Raw genomic sequence first — 16,152 nt, forward strand, 5'->3', positions numbered from 1 at the left:
CTTATGCCGCGTTCTGCTGTGCGGCGCCCGGCAGCGTCTCGACCAGGCCACGCCACTCCTGGCGTTCGCCCTGCCCTTCCTTCCGCTTGCCGAAGAACTGGATGATCATGTCGCCATTGGCGTCATAGGCCTCGACCGAGGTCACATGGCCATCCTTGTTCGGCTTGCGCACGGCCCACAGTTCCTGGACGTGGTCGGCACGCAGGTGCAGATGGAAGGTCTCGTCCATGACATTGATCCATGGCCCCATCGGCTTGACGTTCTTCACCGGACCCGAATGGATCTGGATGCAGCCGCGGTTGCCCACGAAGCACATGATCGGCAGTTCCGTCTCCGCAGCCTGGTGGAACATCGTCTGCAGCCCGCCTCGGTCCAGCGTCCAGGCATAGTCGCGGCCAACCATGCGCATCGCCTGCTGGCGGCCGAGCTTCAGCGACTTGAGCATGCCGAAGAACTGGTGCGTATCGGTCATGCTGCTCCAGCGCTGGCGCAGTTCGTCGACACTTGCCGAGCCGTCGCCGGCAGGCTGGTCGAGTGCCGTGGGCACCGTGACCAGCGCGGGGTCCTGATCGGCGCTGGCCAGCGCCTCGACCAGCTTCTGGTAGGCGTAGAGATTGGACGCAGCACGCAGATGCACCTTGTGCACGGCATTGCCCGCGGCATCGAAGAACTGCAGGCTGCGGCGAATGTCGTCGCCATCGCGCTTCTCGACGGCAAAACCATGCGCCCAGGCGCCCGGGAAGATGCGCAGGTCGATCTGCTCGCCCAGCACCATGGCGCTCAGCTTGCCCTGCACCACCTTGTCGTAGACGCCGATCTTCTCGTGCACTGCGCTTTCGTTGCGGGTCAGCGCCATCACCTCGCCGACGGCCTCGAGCCCGGCGAGCAGGTCGTTGACGCGCGGTTCGATGCGAACCACGCCCTCGCCGCAGTGGGCGGCAACCAGTTCCGCCTCGGATATCCCCAGTTGCCCGGCCAGGTCGCGCTCGCGCATCTTGGGGTTGCCCGATCGCGCCCGCCTGATTGCATGCGGGGCGGGTTTCACGCGCTGGTCCATTTTCGAAGCACCTACTTGTTGAGAATGAGCTTGCCCTGACGGGTGATCTTGAGGCGGTAGAGCGCGCCGCCGTGGTTGATGCCGATCTCGTAGTCGCCGAGGAACAGCGACTCGCTGGTCAGGGTCCTGACGGCCAGCGATTCGGCGATCGGGCGTACGCCCATCTGCCCTTCCGGGCGCCGGTATCCGTGCCTGTACTGGCCCGAACGGAAGTGGTTCGGATTGTGCGAATTCATCTCATTGCACTCCTTGGTCCACCCACCCGCCGGACCATTCCGACGGGCTGAAATGTTCAAATCAAATTGTTGACTCGAACTATCATGTTTATTAGTCAGTGCAATACCGGAGTGAATTAGTCAAGATTTATGACGAACCGGGCAGGCGAAAAAGTGCGAGCAAGCAGCGGGCAAGCCAGCAAAGGACATTTGGAGTTGGGACATGGGGCTGGTTGCTCGGAACAAGGCTGCTCTGCTGGGCGGAGCGGCGATGATGGTGCTGGTTGGACTGCAGGGCGCGAAAGCCCAGGAAGTGCAGACCAATGAACTGGACAAGAAGGGCCGCGTGACGCTGCTGCAGCGCCTGATCCTGGGCGCGGGCGCCGAAAAAGTGGCCATCGACACGCCGCAGGCGGTGTCAGTCATGGAGCAGGAGGACATCGACCGGAAGCAGGCCGAAACGGTCGGCGAACTGGTCAAGACGATCCCGGGCGTCAACGTGTCGGGTTCCGACCGCGCGCTTGGCCAGACCTTCAACATCCGCGGTGTCGGCGGCCCCGAGAGCGGCGGCGAGGAAGGCCGCATCATCGTCAACGTCGACGGCGCGACCAAGTTCTACGAGCAGTACCGCATGGGCGGCCTGTTCACCGACACCGAGCTGTTCAAGCGCGTCGAGGTGCTGCGCGGGCCGGCATCTTCCACGCTCTACGGATCGGGCGCGCTGGGCGGCGTCATCAACTTCACCACCAAGGACGCGGCCGACTTCCTCGCCGACGGCCAGAAGGGCGCGCTGCGGCTCAAGTCCGCCTTCGATTCGAACTCCGAAGGCGCGCTTGGTTCGGCGATCCTGGCCACGCGCCTCGGCGACAATTTCGAACTGCTGGCCGCCGGCAACTATCGCTATGCCAACGCCTACACCTCCGGCAACGGTACCGAGGTCCCCGGCTCCGAGATCGGCGCCCTGTCGGGCCTGCTGAAAGGCACCTATCGCTTCGGCGACAACGACGAGCAGGCCCTGCGCGCCTCCTACATGCAGTGGCAGACCGACGAGGACGACCAATACTACAACCAGACCGGCATCGATGTGCCGCCCGGTTTCGGCACGGTCGACCGCAAGATCACCGACAAGACGGCCATCATCTCCTACGAGAACCCGGCCTCGGACAATCCTTGGCTCGACCTCAAGGTGCAGGCGTCCTTCTCCGACACCGTCAACGACCAGTCGGATGCCAGCATCCCCTCGCTCAACCGCACCTTCGGCTACGAAACCTACCAGTTCAGCGTCCAGAACACCTTCGATTATGAAGGCGACAACTTCGTCAATCATCTCACCGTCGGCTCGCAGAGCAACTTTCAGGAACGGACGACACTCAAGAGCAAGTCCGGCACCCATCCGCAGGGTACCCGGACGGCGACCGGCGCCTTCGTGCAGAACGAATTCGTCTGGGACGAGCGCCTGACGCTCATCGGCGGCGCGCGCCTCGACTGGCAAAGGCTCGAGCCGACCGACATCGCCGCAGCCAGCGCCAAGGACCACACGGCCTTCTCCCCCAAGATCGCGGCGCACTACAAGTTCAACGACACCTTTGCCGTGTTCGGGTCGGTCGCCCATACAGAGCGCGTGCCGACCATCGACGAGGTCTTCGATTCGGCGCAGATCGGACGTCCCGATCTCAGGAAGGAACTGTCCAACAACTACGAGGCGGGCGTCGCGGTGTCGCTCTACGACCTGGCCCAGCCGGGCGATGCGGTGCAGCTCAAGACCACCGGTTTCTACAACGACATCACCGACCTGATCACCGACAACGGCAACGGCGCCAATCCGCGCTACACCAACATCGGCGAGGCACGTATCTACGGTGCCGAAGTCGAACTTGCCTACGATTCGGACTACGTCTTCGGCAACGCGGCCTACTCCTACGTGATCGGCGAGGACCTGCTGAAGGACATGCCGCTGAACACGGTCGCGCCGCATGAGTTCGCCTTCACCCTCGGCGGCCGCGTGCCGGACCGCGACCTGTCCTTCGGCTGGACGAGCCGTTTCGTTGCGGCCCAGGACCGCGTCAGCGAGCTGCCCAACATGCGCCGGGCCACCCCCTCCTTCGCGACCCATGACATGTTCGTGACCTGGAAGCCGCAGGACGGCGCGTGGAAGGGGTTCGAGACCAACTTCCGCGTCGACAACATCTTCAACGAACAGTACCGCGAGTTCCTCTCGGGCACGGCCGGCAAGGGTCGCACCTTCAAGCTCACCCTGGTCAAGCAGCTGGACTGGTGATGCGATGAGGGCGAACGCCGGGAAGTTCTGCATTCTGGCAGTGGCTGCGACTGCCCTGCTCGGGGCGGCGGGTTCGGCCGGGGCGCAAAGCGCCCCGGCAACGCCGGAACTGCTGCTCGAGCTCAATGCCGCCACCCCGTCCGACAAGGGCTGCCACCTTACCTTCGTGGTCAGCAACAGGCTCGGAGCCGAGCTTTCCAGGGCGGCGTTCGAGATCGCCCTGTTCAACCAAGCGGGCGTGGTCGACCGCCTGACCGTTCTCGACTTCGAGCGACTGCCTGCAGGCAAGACCAAGGTGACACGGTTCGACCTGCCCGGCACCGACTGCACCAAGGTAAACCGCGCGCTGGTCAACCAGGCCACCGACTGTGCCGGCCCCGGCGTGGAGCCGTCGGCCTGCCTGAAGTTGCTGCGCACCGAATCCAAATCCGGCATCGCATTCGGGATCTGAGGGGCTGCCGTGGGACTCGAACCGGCCTTCGCCAAAACCACCCTCGCCTGGCCGCTGGCGGGTATCGGCGCATGGCCGATCGAGCCCGACGATCCGGCGTTTGCGATCCCGCTCGGTGCGCTCCGTATCTGCGCCCGCGACACCGCGCACGGGACCTATATCGCGGATGCAAGCCCGCTTTTGCCGGTGCCGGCGAGCGAGCCGCTCGCTCCCAAGGCAGCACCGGCCAAGGCCCGCAGCCGGAAGTGGCTCGCCGCGGTGCTCGCCTCCGTCGCCCTGCACTCGGCTGTGGCCATGTTCTTCGTGACCCGCAACAGCGACCAGATCCTGATCGAGGGAAGCGCCGACGCCGGCGTCACGCTGCTCGGCAATGCCGCTGAGGATCAGTCCGCTGCCGGCGAACCGTCCGAGATCGATCCCAACACCGTAACCAACGTGACGATGATCACGATGCTGGACGCCAGGCCGGTGGAAACCGTCGCGGTCGAGGCAGTGCCCGAGCCTGGACCAGTCGAGGCCGTCGAAGCGGCCGCGCAAGAAGCACCGGACGAGATCATCGAGCCCGCTGCCGAGCAGCCGTCGCTGCCGGCAAACACGGACCAGCTTCCGGAAATCCTCGCGACCGACAAGGTCGAGCCCGTCGAGGACGACGATGTCGTCCAGGAGCCTGTCGAGTTGGCGAAGGTCGAGCCCGTCGAGACGAAGGCCGAGCCCACGCCGGCTCCGGCTCCTGAAAAGATCGCCGCCAAGACCGAACTGGAGCCCGTCAGGCCCCAGGCAAAGCCGGAACGAGTGAAGAAGCCAGAACCGAAGCCGGTCAAGACGCTGGAGAAAAAGGCCGAGCAGCCGAAGAAAGCGGAAAAGACACCGGCCAAGAAGGCCACCCTGAGCAAGGCCGGCTCGGCGGGCAAAGGCCGGGCCGACGCCCGCAAGGGCGAAGCCGACGGCGCGGCAAACGGCACCACGGCCGCCAAGGGCAAGAACGGCAGCAGCTGGTCGGCCGGCAACGCTTCGGTTTCGAACTATCCCGGCAAGGTCGCGGCCAAGCTGCGCCGCGCCCTGCGCGGCATCTCGCGCGCCGCCAGGGCCAAGGCCCGCAGCGACGTGCAGGTGACCTTCACCGTAGGCGCGTCGGGCGGTGTCGGCGGCATCCGCATCGTCCAGGGTTCCGGGTCGGCCGAACTCGACGCCGCCGCCCTGGACGTCGTCCGCCGCGCCGCCCCGTTCCCGCCGATTCCTGCCGAGGCAGGCCGGTCCAGCTGGCAGTTCACCCTGCCGCTCGGCATCGGCCGTTGACCATCGGAGAACTTGCGCAATGCGCGCAGGAACGCGCGCTCGGACAAGCCTTCGGCCATCCGCAATTCAAGGAATTTTCGGCGGTCGAAGTCAGTTGACGTGACCGCCGGCGCCTTCAGGTTCGAAAGGGGCAGGCCTGAGCCCGCCCCTTTTCTCCGTTAGACAGAGGCCAGCAGGCTGGCGTTGCCGCCGGCGGCCGTGGTGTCGACGCAGACCGCCCGCTCGTGGGCGTAGGCTGCCGGGTAGATCACTTCGCTGATCAGCGGGATGATCGGTCCCTTGCGCTCGGCCAACACCTTGCGGATGGTCTTCATGCCTTCCTGCGTGCCCGAATAGGCAACGGCATCGACCGCCAGCGCGCGTGCCTCGACCGGATCGGCGCGGGCGTCGAGCGCGGCGATCGGCAAACCCTTGCCGAGCAGCGACTGCAGTGCCGCCGGCGCGCCGGGAGCCACCGCCAGTGCCGAGCAGCCGGCAGCGAGTGCCTGGATCGCCTGGGCAAGCAGCGTCTCGGCGTCAGGTCCGAGCACCAGCACGCGACCGCGCGGATTGAGCGACAGCGTGTTGGCCTCGCCCGTCGGTCCGGGCAGGTCCACCTGGCCGAAGTCGATCCCGGCAGCAGCGGCGATGGCCGCCGCGCCCTTGCCGCGCAGGTGCTTGCGCAGCACGGCGATACGGTCGCCGCGCGTTGCCCACTCGCCGGCATCGACGAGATTGTCGATCAGCTCGGTCGCCGTCACCTTGCGGCCATCCGCCGTGACCTGGCCGCCCTCGGCCGACTTGCGGAAACGACGCAGGTAGTGCGGGCCACCGGCCTTGGGGCCGGTGCCGGACAGGCCCTCGCCGCCGAAGGGCTGCGAGCCGACCACGGCCCCGATCTGGTTGCGGTTCACATAGATGTTGCCGGCATGGATGCTGTCGACGATGTGCTGCACGCGGCCCTCGATGCGGGTGTGCAGGCCGAAGGTCAGGCCGTAGCCCTTGCGGTTGATGGCCGAAACCACTTCGTCGATCTGGTCGGATTCAAACGTCGCGACGTGGAGAACGGGACCGAATATCTCGCGCTCCATCTCCTCGATGCCCTTGACCTTGAAGACATGCGGGGCAACGAAACGGCCATCGGCGGGCGCGTCGAGCTTGGCGATCAGCTTGCCCTTGGCTTCCATCTTCTCGCAATAGTCGCGGATGCCGCTCTGTGCTTCCTCGTCGATGACGGGGCCGACGTCGGTCGACAGCAGCCACGGATCGCCGACGGTGAGCGCATCCATCGCGCCCTTCAGCATCTCGACCATCTTCTTCTCGACGTCCTTCTGGACGTAGAGCACGCGCAGTGCCGAGCAGCGCTGGCCCGCACTCTGGAACGACGAGGCCAGCACGTCGCGGATCGCCTGCTCGGGCAGAGCGGTGGAGTCGACGATCATGGCATTGAGGCCGCCGGTCTCGGCGATCAGCATGGCATCGGGCTGCGCCGTCTCGGCAAGCTGCCGCTCGATGATCTTGGCGACCTCCGTCGAGCCGGTGAAGCAGACGCCGGCGATGCGCGGGTCGGCGGTCAGCGGCGCGCCGACAGTCGGGCCGTCACCGGGCAGCAACTGGATCACGTCCTCAGGCACACCGGCCTCGCGCATCATCTCGACGGCACGCGCAGCGATCAGCGGGGTCTGCTCGGCCGGCTTGGCGATGACGGTGTTGCCGGTGACAAGCGCTGCCGCGATCTGGCCGGTGAAGATCGCCAGCGGGAAGTTCCACGGCGAAATGCAGACGATGGCGCCGCGTGCCTCGGTGCCGGCTTCGGCCTTCTCGGCCTCGGCAGCGTAGTAGCGCAGGAAGTCGACCGCTTCGCGCACTTCGGCCACGCCGTCGGACAGCGACTTGCCGGCCTCGCGGGTGGCGAGCGCGAAGAACTCGGCCGCGTTGGCCTCGTAGAGATCGGCGGTGCGGCGCAGGATCGCGGCGCGCTCCGCGACAGGCTTCCTCGCCCAGGCGGGCTGCGCCTCGACGGCGATGCGGACTGCCGTATCCACCTGCTTGGCGGCAGCCTCGGTCACCGTGCCGACGATGTCGGAAGGCTTGGCCGGGTTGATGACCTTGCGCGACGCGCCGTAGCCGGCGGCACGCGTGATCGGCTTCGCCGTCCAGCGGTCAGGACCCTTGAAGCCCGACTTGGCATGATCGATCGCCGCAAGCGTGGTGGTGTCGGTGATGTCCCAGCCCCTGGCGTTCTGGCGGCCGGCGCCGAAGATGGCGGCAGGCGCGGGGATCGACGGGTTCGAGGCCGAACCTTGCGTCTCGACCGTTTCGAGCGGATCGCGGGCGATGTCCTCGGGCGCCACGTCCTCGTCGGTCAGCTGATGGACGAAGGACGAGTTGGCGCCGTTCTCGAGCAGGCGGCGAACCAGGTATGCGAGCAGGTCAGAGTGGGCGCCGACGGGCGCGTAGATGCGGCAGCGCGTGCCCTCGGCCTTGCGCACCGTCTCGTGCAGGGCTTCGCCCATGCCGTGCAGGCGCTGGAACTCGAAGGAGGTGCGGTCGGTGGCCATCGACAGGATGGCGGCAACCGTGTGCGCGTTGTGGGTGGCGAACTGCGGGTAGATCCGGTCCGTCATCGACAGGAGCTTGCGGGCGCAGGCCATGTAGGAAACGTCGGTGTTGGCCTTGCGGGTGAACACCGGATAGCCCGGCAGGCCCAGCGTCTGGGCGCGCTTGATCTCGGTGTCCCAATAGGCGCCCTTGACCAGGCGCACCATGATCTTGCGGTCGAGCTTGTTGGCCAGCGCATAGAGCCAGTCGATGGCAAAGGCCGTGCGGGGGCCGTAAGCCTGCACGACGACACCGAAGCCGTACCAGTCTGCCAGATCGGGATGCGCGAGCACACGTTCGATGACGTCGAGCGACAGGTCGAGGCGGTCGGCCTCCTCGGCGTCGATGTTGAGGCCCATGCGGGCGCGCTTGGCGGCAAGGCACAGCGACAGCAGCCGCTCAGCCATCACGGGCAGCATGTCTTCCTTGTGGGAGACCTCGTAGCGCGGGTGCAGCGCCGACAGCTTGACCGAGATGCCGTGGTTGTAGCGGATGTCGGGGCCGTTGCTGCCGTTGTCGAGCGACGAGATCGCCTCGGCATAGGCGCGGTGGTAGCGCAGCGCGTCGGCTTCGGTACGGGCGGCCTCGCCCAGCATGTCGAAGGAATAGAGATAGCCCTTCTGGATCATCGAGCGGCCGCGCTTGACGGCTTCGGTGATGGTGCGGCCGAGCACGAACTGCTCGCCCATTTCGCGCATGGCGGCGGCAACCGCGGTGCGGATCACCGGCTCGCCGAGACGGCGCACCATGGAGCGCAGGGTGCGCTCGATCGAGCCTTCGCCCTCGTCCAGCACGCGGCCCGTCAGCATCAGCGCCCAGGTCGAGGCATTGACGAAGATCGAGCTGGAGCCGCCCGAGTGGGCCGACCAGTCATGCGGCGCGATCTTGTCGGCGATGAGGTCGTCCATGGTCTCGGTGTCGGGTACGCGCAGCAGCGCCTCGGCCAGGCACATCAGCGCCACACCTTCCTTGGTCGACAGGCCGTAGGCCGAGAGGAAGACCTCCATCAGCCGCGGATCGGTCGAGCCGCGAACGGCACGCACGAGGTCGGCGGCGCGCGCCGAGATCGCCTTGCGGTCGTCGACGGACAGGTTGGCGAGAGCCGCCAGCCGCTTCACAGCTTCAGCTTCGTCGGGGAGGTAGTTGGCGCGGATTTCCTGGCGGATGGCGTCGAGCGCTTGCATGGCGATCCTGTGGAGCGGTTGGCATGACGGCGCGGCGGCAGAAGGTGCCGCAGAGCCCTTTGCCGGAAGCTAGCATAACGCCAGTTTTTCAGCCGGTCCAAAGAAGTCGACGCGACAGACCAAATGATCTAGCATTGAGGCCATGTGACGACGATATGGATCATCAATTCGATGCCAGAAGACCAATTGGACCGCATTGACCGCAATATCATGTTCGCCCTGTCTCGCGACGGGAGGCTGTCCATGGCCGAGCTCGCCACAAAGGTAGGCCTTTCCAAGACCCCGGTGCAGGCTCGGGTCAAGCGGCTGGAGAAGGACGGCTACATCAGGGGCTACCAGGCGATCATCGACAGCGAGCGCATGGGCGAAGGCCACGTCGCCTTTGTCCAGGTCAAGCTCTCGGACACCCGCTCTGCCGCGCTCGACGATTTCAACCGCGCGGTTCATGCCGTGCGCGAGATCGAGCAGTGCCACATGATGGCGGCGAGCTTCGACTATCTGCTCAAGGTGCGCACCAGGGACATCGCGGCCTACAGGCGCATACTCGGCGAGCGCATCTCCGCCCTCCCCCACGTCGCCCAGACGTCGACCTTCGTGGCCATGGAGACGGTGAAGGACCGCTGATCTATTCCGACAGCGTTTTCAGGAACGCCACCAAGGCCGCACGTTCCTGATCGGAGAGCGCGACAGGATGGATTTCGCTCTCCCCTTCGACAGCCTTCGGCGCCAACGCGTAGTGGTTCACGACCTGCTCCAGCGTCGCGAACTGGCCGGCATGCATGTAGGGCGGACGGTCGCCAACGCCTCGAAGCGACGGCGTCTTGTAGGCGCGCACCAGTTCCGGCGAACCTTTCTGCATGAAGCGCAGTTCGCGGCACGCCTCCTCCCCGCCGTCACGGAATTTTCCCAGGCAATTGAACGGGTCGGCGAGCACCTCGTCCAGCACGGCGATGCGGCCGCGATCCTCGGGCAGGCCTGCGACCGGCGGAACGCCGGTATTATGGAACTCATTGTCGGTGAAGCGCGGACCGGTGTGGCAGGTCGCGCACTTCGCCCTGCCGATGAACAGCCCGAGCCCACGTCGCTCTTCATCGGAAAGATCGTTCTCCGGTGCGAGCATGCTGCCTTTGGCAACGGCGTCGGCGAAGCGGTCGAAACGGGTCTGGTGATGCACGAGCGAGCGCTCGAAGGCGGCAATCGCCTTGCCGATGTCGGAAAACACCCGGTCGACGCCCTCGCGTTGTTCGACAGTCATCGCCGCCCAGGCCGCTTGCTCGGCTGGCGTGCCGAACGGCCCGGCGCTCGCCGGCAGACCGGAAAGATCGGGCAGAGGACGGAAAATCCGTTCATAGCGCTCGCCGAAACGGCGCTTGAGGTAGTGGGCATAGGCCAGTCGCGTGCCCGCCTGCTCCTTGGGGTTCTCGAGCGGCACCAGCGCCTGCGCCCAGAGGCTGTCGCGGCGCCCGTCCCAGAACAGGAACGGATCGCGCGCCACGCCCGCCAGCGGCATGGTTCGCCGGTTGGTCTCGCCGATGCCTACGCCGCGCGGAAGATCGTCCTGGAACTGCCGGTCGATCTTGTGACAGGTGCCGCAGGCGACGTTGCCGTCGCGGCTCATGCCAGTGTCGAAGAACAGCGTCGCGCCGAGTGCGGCGGCACCGGGATCGTCGGCGAAACGGTTGGTGGGATCGGGCGGCAGCGGCGACAGTACCGACAACGACATCGACGCGATGGCACGCTTCTCGGCATCGGTGAAATCAGGCTCGCTGCTGCCGGCCAGCATCACCACCAGCGAAGCAGCCAAGGCGAGATGCCTGATCGCAGCCGCCTTCATTGTCCCGCAGGCGCCTCACCCGTTGTCGAAGCCGCCCCGACAATCCTTCGCCACGCAGCCGAAACCAATTCGCCCTCCTAGCCTCCTGACGACAACGTTTTCAGCCGATCCGGCATTCCCCGGCGCGTCGACTATAGCCGATGGCAGCGATATCTATTGCAAAGAGGAGGATCTTTGTCTCGGCCACGGCGCCCCAATCAAAGCTCTGGCAAGATTTTGCCAAATAAAACATGATCTTGCATCCATTTTCGGATTCTCCTTGTCAAAGACGAAAATGAAAACGCGCGATCTCTTCCGAGACCGCGCGCCGATTTCGCTACAAGCTGGCGGAGGTCCTAGAACCCCAGCCCGCCCAGGCAGACATACTTGGTGTCGAGATAATCCTCGATGCCCTGATGCCCGCCCTCGCGGCCGAGACCGGACTCCTTGACGCCGCCGAACGGCGCTTCCGGCGTCGTGATCAGGCCCTCGTTGACGCCGACCATGCCGTATTTCAGCCCCTCCATCACGCGGAAGGCGCGGCCGAGATTGCCGGTGTAGAAGTAGCTCGCGAGGCCGAATTCGGTGTCGTTGGCGAGCGCGATCGCCTCCTCCTCCGTCTCGAACTTGAAGACGGGCGCGACAGGGCCGAAGATCTCTTCCTTCATGAACATCATCGCCGGCGTCGCACCGGAAATGACGGTCGGCTCGAAGAACGAGCCGCCGAGTGCGTGGCGCTTGCCTCCGGCAACCACCTTGCCACCCTTGGCCGTGGCGTCGGCGATGAATTCCTCGACCTTCTCGACGGCCTTCTCGTCGATCAGCGGCCCCTGCTGCACGCCGGCGTCCAGGCCGGAGCCGACCTTGAGCTTGTTCGACGCCTCGGCCAACTTGGCCACGAACTTGTCGTAGATGCCCGCCTGGGCGAAGAAGCGGTTGGTGCAGACGCAAGTCTGGCCGGAATTGCGGAACTTCGCAGTGATGGCGCCTTCAACGGCGCGGTCGATATCGGCGTCGTCGAAGACCAGGAACGGCGCGTTGCCGCCGAGTTCCATCGACACCTTCTTCACCGTCGAGGCCGACTTGGCGATCAGCATCTTGCCGACCTCGGTCGAGCCGGTGAAGGTGATCTTCTTGACCAGCGGGTTGGCGCAGATCTCGTCGCCGATTTCCCCGGCCGAGCCGGTCAGCACGTTGACGACACCCTTGGGGAAGCCCACTTCCTCGCACAGGGCGCCCCAGGCAAGACCCGAATAAGGCGTCTGCGACGCCGGCTTGACCACTGCGGTGCAGCCCGCGGCAAGCGCCGGCCCGAGCTTGCGTGACAGCATCGAAGACGGGAAGTTCCATGGCGTGATCGCGGCAATGACGCCCACCGGCTCCTTGGTGACGAGCACGCGGCGGTCGGCCCAGGGCGAAGGCACGACGTCGCCATAGGTGCGGCGTGCCTCCTCGGCGAACCACAGCACATAGGCGGCCGACGAGCCGATCTCGCCCTTGGCCTCGGTCAGCGACTTGCCCTGCTCGATGGTGAGCAGTTCGGCCAGCGCGTCCTGATTGTCCATGATCGCGTCGTGCAGCTTGCGCAGCAGTTTCGAGCGCTCGAGCGCCGAGGTCTTGCGGAACGTCTTGAACGCCTCGTCGGCGGCCTCGATGGCGCGTCGGGTCTCGGCGGCCCCGGACCTGGGCACGGTGCCGATCTTCAATCCCGTCGCCGGGTTGATGACGTCGATGGTCTTGCCGGAGTCGGCCTGGACCCATTCGCCGTTGATGAGATTGGCCTGCCGCATGAACTGACTGGCTTTCTGGAGCATGGTTTGCCTCCCTGTCCGCCTGTCGATGCAGGCTTTTCGTATCGGTAGAAACGTTGGGCGGACGGGCTCCCGCCGCCGCGCCACGGTCGCCAAATTAGTATCTTGCCGCAGTGTCCGCGATCAACCGCATTATGGCATAGATACGTTGGTCCAGCCTCATCCGAATACAGCGGTCGCAACCGTCAGCCAGAAGGCGGTCGTCACCGCAGCGCAGGCCGTGGCGATGGTCATCTGGTTCGAGGCCAGCGCCTGGCCGGTGCCGAACTGGGTGGCGATCAGATAGGAATTGACCCCGGACGGGAGCCCGGCGGCCGCAACCGCCACCTTGGCCGTGAGCGGCGGCAAGCCCAGCATCCAGGCAAAGGCCAGCGCAACAGCGGGCATCAGGAACAGCTTCAGCCCCGACAGCACGAGCGCCGGCCGGATATTGCCGGAAACCCCGAACTTCCTCAGCCCGAGCCCCATGGCAAACAGCGCCACCGGGCCGGCAACGTTGGCGAGCGCGTCGACGAAACGGTTGGCGAGCGACGGCAGCGGCAGGCCGGTGAAGCGCCAGGCGAGACCCGCGAGGATGCCGATGATGAGCGGATTCTGGAAGATCTTGCGCAGGAAGTCGCCGATGATCCGAAGCGAATGCACGGGCTCGCTGCTGCGCGGCCCGAACAGCTGGAACAGGATGATCGAAGCCATCATCATCGTCGGCAGATGCACCGACACGATCAGCAACAATATCTCGAAACCCTCCTGACCGAAGACCCCGAGCATGAACGGGATGCCGAGCAGCACCAGGTTGGAGAAGGCCGAGGAGACGCCGCCGACCACGCCCGCCTGCCCGTCCCGGCCGAACAGGCGCGTAGTCGCCAGATGACCGGCAGTCCAGGCCACGGCCGCTGAGGCGAAGTAGGTGGCCCACAGGCCCCAGGGCGCGGTGCCCTGGAAATCGGCGCCCAGCATCGTGCGGAACAAGAGCAGCGGCAGCGCCACCCCGACCGCGAAATGGGACAGTTGGTCCCCGGCCTCGGCCCGCAGATAGCCGGTCGCGCCGGCGAGGTAGCCCAGGGCCACGAGACCGAAGACGAAGAGCACTGTTTCGACGAGTGGTGACATCGGTGGCCGCAGGGTGAGGAATCGCGCTCCAGCATTGCCGCCTATCCCGTCCCGATCAAGCCGGCCGGCGCCTTTCGGCCATCCGCTGCGATTGCCGGCCGCCTTGCCTTTCAATCGGCTTTGGCATCCCTATATCCGCATTGCGAATTCGGGACGATTCATGCTCAGGCTTGCGCTTGCCATCATAGTGTTTCTGGGTGCCGTACCGGCCCAGGCGACCGAAGCCGGCTGGGCGCTCCTGCGCAACGGCGGCCACGTCGTGCTGCTGCGCCACGCCGCCACGACAGGCACCGTCGAGCCGCCGAGCTTCGACATCGAAAAATGCGCCACCCAGCTCAACCTCTCCGACCGAGGACGCCAGCAGGCGCGCAAGATCGGTGCTTTGTTTGCAGCACGTGCCGCGCCGGTCGAGAAGGTTCTTTCCAGCCGCTACTGCCGCACGCTCGAAACCGCCCGCCTTGCCTTCGGCGACAGCCTCGTCGAGCCGCTGGCCGCGCTCGACAAGCCCACCGAAGCGACGATCGAGGCCGACGTGACGGCGGTAAAGGAAATCATCCGCAACTTCTCTGGCTCCGACAACATCGTGCTGGTGACCCATCTCGAGAACATCCAGGCGCTGACGGGCGCATCGGCGCGCGAAGGCGAAGCCGTCATCGTAGGGCTCCAGGGAGAGAACCTGCATGTGCTCGGCCGCATCGTCTTTTGACGTGCCTTCCCCAACGTACGGGACCGGACGCCCAATGAAGGCACAGGATTTGGCCTTTTCCTGTCCGGAAAAACCGATTAGACAGCCCGACAAAACTATGCGCGCAGAATCTGTCCCGGGTTCATGACCGCCCTCACCAAAGGAAAAGCCGTGTCCACGACCTTCGAGAAAGTCGCCAAGATCATTGCCGAGACCAGCGAGATCGACCTCGACACCATCACGCCCGAGAGCCACACCATCGACGACCTGGGCATCGACAGCCTCGACTTCCTGGACATCGTCTTTGCCATCGACAAGGCGTTCGGCATCAAGGTGCCGCTCGAGAAGTGGACGCAGGAAGTCAATGACGGCAAGGCTTCGACCGACGAATACTTCGTCATGAAGAACCTCTGCGCCAAGATCGACGCGCTCGTCGCGGCCAAGAACGCCTGAGCAGGCGAACGCCGTCCATGGCCAACCGCGACGTCGTCATCACTGGCATCGGCCTCGTCTCCTCGCTCGGCGAAGGCGGCGGGGCGCATTGGGACAAGCTGAGCACCCCCGGTGCGACGCCGGTCATCGATGCCGAGCGCTTCTCGCCCTACACCATCCACCCGCTGCCCGAGATCGACTGGGGCCTGCAGATCACCAAGCGCGGCGACCAGCGGCAGATGGAGACCTGGCAGAGGCTCGGCACCTACACTGCCGGCATGGCGCTCGACGACGCCGGCATCAAGGGCAACGACGACCTCAGCACGACCATGGACATGGTGGTTGCGGCTGGCGGCGGCGAGCGTGACGAATCTGTCGACGCAGGCGTCCTCGATGCGTCCAGCACGCGCAGCGACCGTGGCGTCCTCCTCAACGAAAAGCTGACGACCGAGCTTCGGCCGACGCTGTTCCTCGCCCAGCTCTCCAATCTGCTCGCCGGCAACATCTCGATCGTCCACAAGGTCACCGGCTCGTCCCGCACCTTCATGGGCGAGGAAGGTGCCGGCGTTTCCGCCATCGAGACGGCGGCCGCGCGCATCCGTTCGGGCCAGTCGACGCATGTCCTGGTCGGCGGTGCCTTCCAGACCGAACATTCCGACATGCTGCTCGGTTACGAACTGGCCGGTTATCTGCATCGCGGCCCGTGGAAGCCGGTATGGCAGCGGCAGGGCTCGGAAGGCGGCGGCGTGGTCACCGGCTCGGGCGGCGCGTTCCTGGTGCTCGAATCCCGCGAACATGCCGAGGCCCGCGGCCAGAAGATCTATGCCCAGCTGGGTCCGGTCGTGTCCGGCCGCGCCAGGCGCCGCGGCAATGGCAGCCTGGAAGCAGGGCTCGCCGAACTCCTGGCCAAGGTCGAGCTTCCCAGGGGCGATCTGCTGGCGATTTCCGGCGCGTCCGGCGCGCACGCCGCGACCGCGGCTGAAAAGGCTGCGCTCGACGCCAATCCCGCGATTGCGACACGTGCACTTTCGTCGCTGACCGGCCACATGAAGGAAGCGCAGTTTCCATTCGCGGTCGCGCTCGCGGCCCTCGCCATCGACAACGGCGCCGGCTACCCGGCGTTCGAGGCCGGCGAGAAGGAATTTGCCGGTGCGCCGACAAACGTACTGGCAACAGCCGTCGGCTATCACCAATTCGAAGGCGTGGCGCTCGTCTCCGCGCCGCGCTGAAGGGTGTCAGG

At 65.8% G+C, this 16,152-nt stretch carries 13 protein-coding genes; 7 read left to right on the plus strand and 6 right to left on the minus strand.

What is annotated here, in order from left to right:
* Position 1 precedes the first annotated feature (1 nt).
* Positions 2-1,057, minus strand: coding sequence for a hemin-degrading factor (locus J2X50_RS01330; RefSeq protein WP_429090800.1), 1,056 nt, complete (start codon positions 1,055-1,057; stop codon positions 2-4).
* A gap of 11 nt (positions 1,058-1,068) precedes the next feature.
* Positions 1,069-1,221 carry a hemin uptake protein HemP gene (gene hemP, locus J2X50_RS01335; protein ID WP_429091817.1) on the minus strand — a complete coding sequence of 51 codons (153 nt, stop codon included), beginning with the start codon at positions 1,219-1,221 and terminating at the stop codon, positions 1,069-1,071.
* 274 nt (positions 1,222-1,495) lie between these two features.
* Here hemP and J2X50_RS01340 point away from each other — a divergent pair, with 274 nt between their 5' ends.
* The 3 genes from J2X50_RS01340 to J2X50_RS01350 are packed head-to-tail and all read left to right on the plus strand — an operon-like array spanning position 1,496 to position 5,297.
* A complete protein-coding gene (locus J2X50_RS01340) occupies positions 1,496-3,550 on the plus strand; it encodes a TonB-dependent receptor domain-containing protein (protein WP_429090802.1) in 2,055 nt (684 codons plus the stop codon).
* A gap of 4 nt (positions 3,551-3,554) precedes the next feature.
* Positions 3,555-4,001 carry a hypothetical protein gene (locus tag J2X50_RS01345; protein ID WP_429090803.1) on the plus strand — a complete coding sequence of 149 codons (447 nt, stop codon included), beginning with the start codon at positions 3,555-3,557 and terminating at the stop codon, positions 3,999-4,001.
* A 9-nt stretch (positions 4,002-4,010) separates the two neighbouring features.
* Positions 4,011-5,297: a TonB family protein gene (locus J2X50_RS01350; protein WP_429090805.1), complete on the plus strand. Its 1,287-nt coding sequence runs from the start codon at positions 4,011-4,013 to the stop codon at positions 5,295-5,297.
* A 158-nt stretch (positions 5,298-5,455) separates the two neighbouring features.
* Here J2X50_RS01350 and putA read toward each other — a convergent pair whose 3' ends face one another.
* Positions 5,456-9,061: a bifunctional proline dehydrogenase/L-glutamate gamma-semialdehyde dehydrogenase PutA gene (putA, locus tag J2X50_RS01355; RefSeq protein WP_429090807.1), complete on the minus strand. Its 3,606-nt coding sequence runs from the start codon at positions 9,059-9,061 to the stop codon at positions 5,456-5,458.
* 171 nt (positions 9,062-9,232) lie between these two features.
* On the opposite strand from putA, the gene J2X50_RS01360 reads away from it, so the two are divergent.
* Positions 9,233-9,685 (plus strand): Lrp/AsnC ligand binding domain-containing protein, encoded by a 453-nt coding sequence (locus J2X50_RS01360; protein WP_429090809.1) that lies wholly within the window; start codon positions 9,233-9,235, stop codon positions 9,683-9,685.
* A 1-nt stretch (position 9,686) separates the two neighbouring features.
* On the opposite strand, the gene J2X50_RS01365 is transcribed toward J2X50_RS01360, so the two are convergent.
* The 3 genes from J2X50_RS01365 to J2X50_RS01375 all read right to left on the minus strand — a co-directional run bounded on the left by J2X50_RS01365 (position 9,687) and on the right by J2X50_RS01375 (position 13,795).
* Positions 9,687-10,895 (minus strand): cytochrome-c peroxidase, encoded by a 1,209-nt coding sequence (locus tag J2X50_RS01365; protein ID WP_429090810.1) that lies wholly within the window; start codon positions 10,893-10,895, stop codon positions 9,687-9,689.
* Between the two features lie 335 nt (positions 10,896-11,230).
* Positions 11,231-12,688, minus strand: coding sequence for an NAD-dependent succinate-semialdehyde dehydrogenase (locus J2X50_RS01370; protein ID WP_429090812.1), 1,458 nt, complete (start codon positions 12,686-12,688; stop codon positions 11,231-11,233).
* Between the two features lie 156 nt (positions 12,689-12,844).
* Positions 12,845-13,795, minus strand: a complete 951-nt coding sequence (locus J2X50_RS01375) for an AEC family transporter (protein WP_429090814.1) — start codon at positions 13,793-13,795, stop codon at positions 12,845-12,847.
* Between the two features lie 160 nt (positions 13,796-13,955).
* Between J2X50_RS01375 and J2X50_RS01380 the strand changes: the two genes are divergently transcribed.
* From J2X50_RS01380 to J2X50_RS01390, 3 genes are all read left to right on the plus strand, one after another.
* Positions 13,956-14,501, plus strand: coding sequence for a histidine phosphatase family protein (locus J2X50_RS01380; RefSeq protein WP_429090816.1), 546 nt, complete (start codon positions 13,956-13,958; stop codon positions 14,499-14,501).
* A gap of 150 nt (positions 14,502-14,651) precedes the next feature.
* Positions 14,652-14,933: an acyl carrier protein gene (locus tag J2X50_RS01385; RefSeq protein WP_429090818.1), complete on the plus strand. Its 282-nt coding sequence runs from the start codon at positions 14,652-14,654 to the stop codon at positions 14,931-14,933.
* A gap of 17 nt (positions 14,934-14,950) precedes the next feature.
* On the plus strand, positions 14,951-16,141 hold the full coding sequence (locus tag J2X50_RS01390) for a beta-ketoacyl-ACP synthase (RefSeq protein ID WP_429090819.1): 1,191 nt from the start codon (positions 14,951-14,953) through the stop codon (positions 16,139-16,141).
* The last annotated feature ends 11 nt before the right edge of the window (positions 16,142-16,152 follow it).

This window comes from Aminobacter sp. BE322, from assembly GCF_050433525.1.
GTDB lineage: Bacteria > Pseudomonadota > Alphaproteobacteria > Rhizobiales > Rhizobiaceae > Aminobacter.

Coding starts and splice junctions, on each gene's coding strand:
- J2X50_RS01375 (WP_429090814.1), bottom strand. CDS start 13,795: ATGTCACCACTCGTCGAAACAGTGCTCTTCGTCTTCGGTCTCGTGGCC.
- putA (WP_429090807.1), bottom strand. CDS start 9,061: ATGCAAGCGCTCGACGCCATCCGCCAGGAAATCCGCGCCAACTACCTC.
- J2X50_RS01340 (WP_429090802.1), top strand. CDS start 1,496: ATGGGGCTGGTTGCTCGGAACAAGGCTGCTCTGCTGGGCGGAGCGGCG.
- hemP (WP_429091817.1), bottom strand. CDS start 1,221: ATGGGCGTACGCCCGATCGCCGAATCGCTGGCCGTCAGGACCCTGACC.
- J2X50_RS01330 (WP_429090800.1), bottom strand. CDS start 1,057: ATGGACCAGCGCGTGAAACCCGCCCCGCATGCAATCAGGCGGGCGCGA.
- J2X50_RS01380 (WP_429090816.1), top strand. CDS start 13,956: ATGCTCAGGCTTGCGCTTGCCATCATAGTGTTTCTGGGTGCCGTACCG.
- J2X50_RS01345 (WP_429090803.1), top strand. CDS start 3,555: ATGAGGGCGAACGCCGGGAAGTTCTGCATTCTGGCAGTGGCTGCGACT.
- J2X50_RS01365 (WP_429090810.1), bottom strand. CDS start 10,895: ATGAAGGCGGCTGCGATCAGGCATCTCGCCTTGGCTGCTTCGCTGGTG.
- J2X50_RS01360 (WP_429090809.1), top strand. CDS start 9,233: ATGCCAGAAGACCAATTGGACCGCATTGACCGCAATATCATGTTCGCC.
- J2X50_RS01370 (WP_429090812.1), bottom strand. CDS start 12,688: ATGCTCCAGAAAGCCAGTCAGTTCATGCGGCAGGCCAATCTCATCAAC.
- J2X50_RS01390 (WP_429090819.1), top strand. CDS start 14,951: ATGGCCAACCGCGACGTCGTCATCACTGGCATCGGCCTCGTCTCCTCG.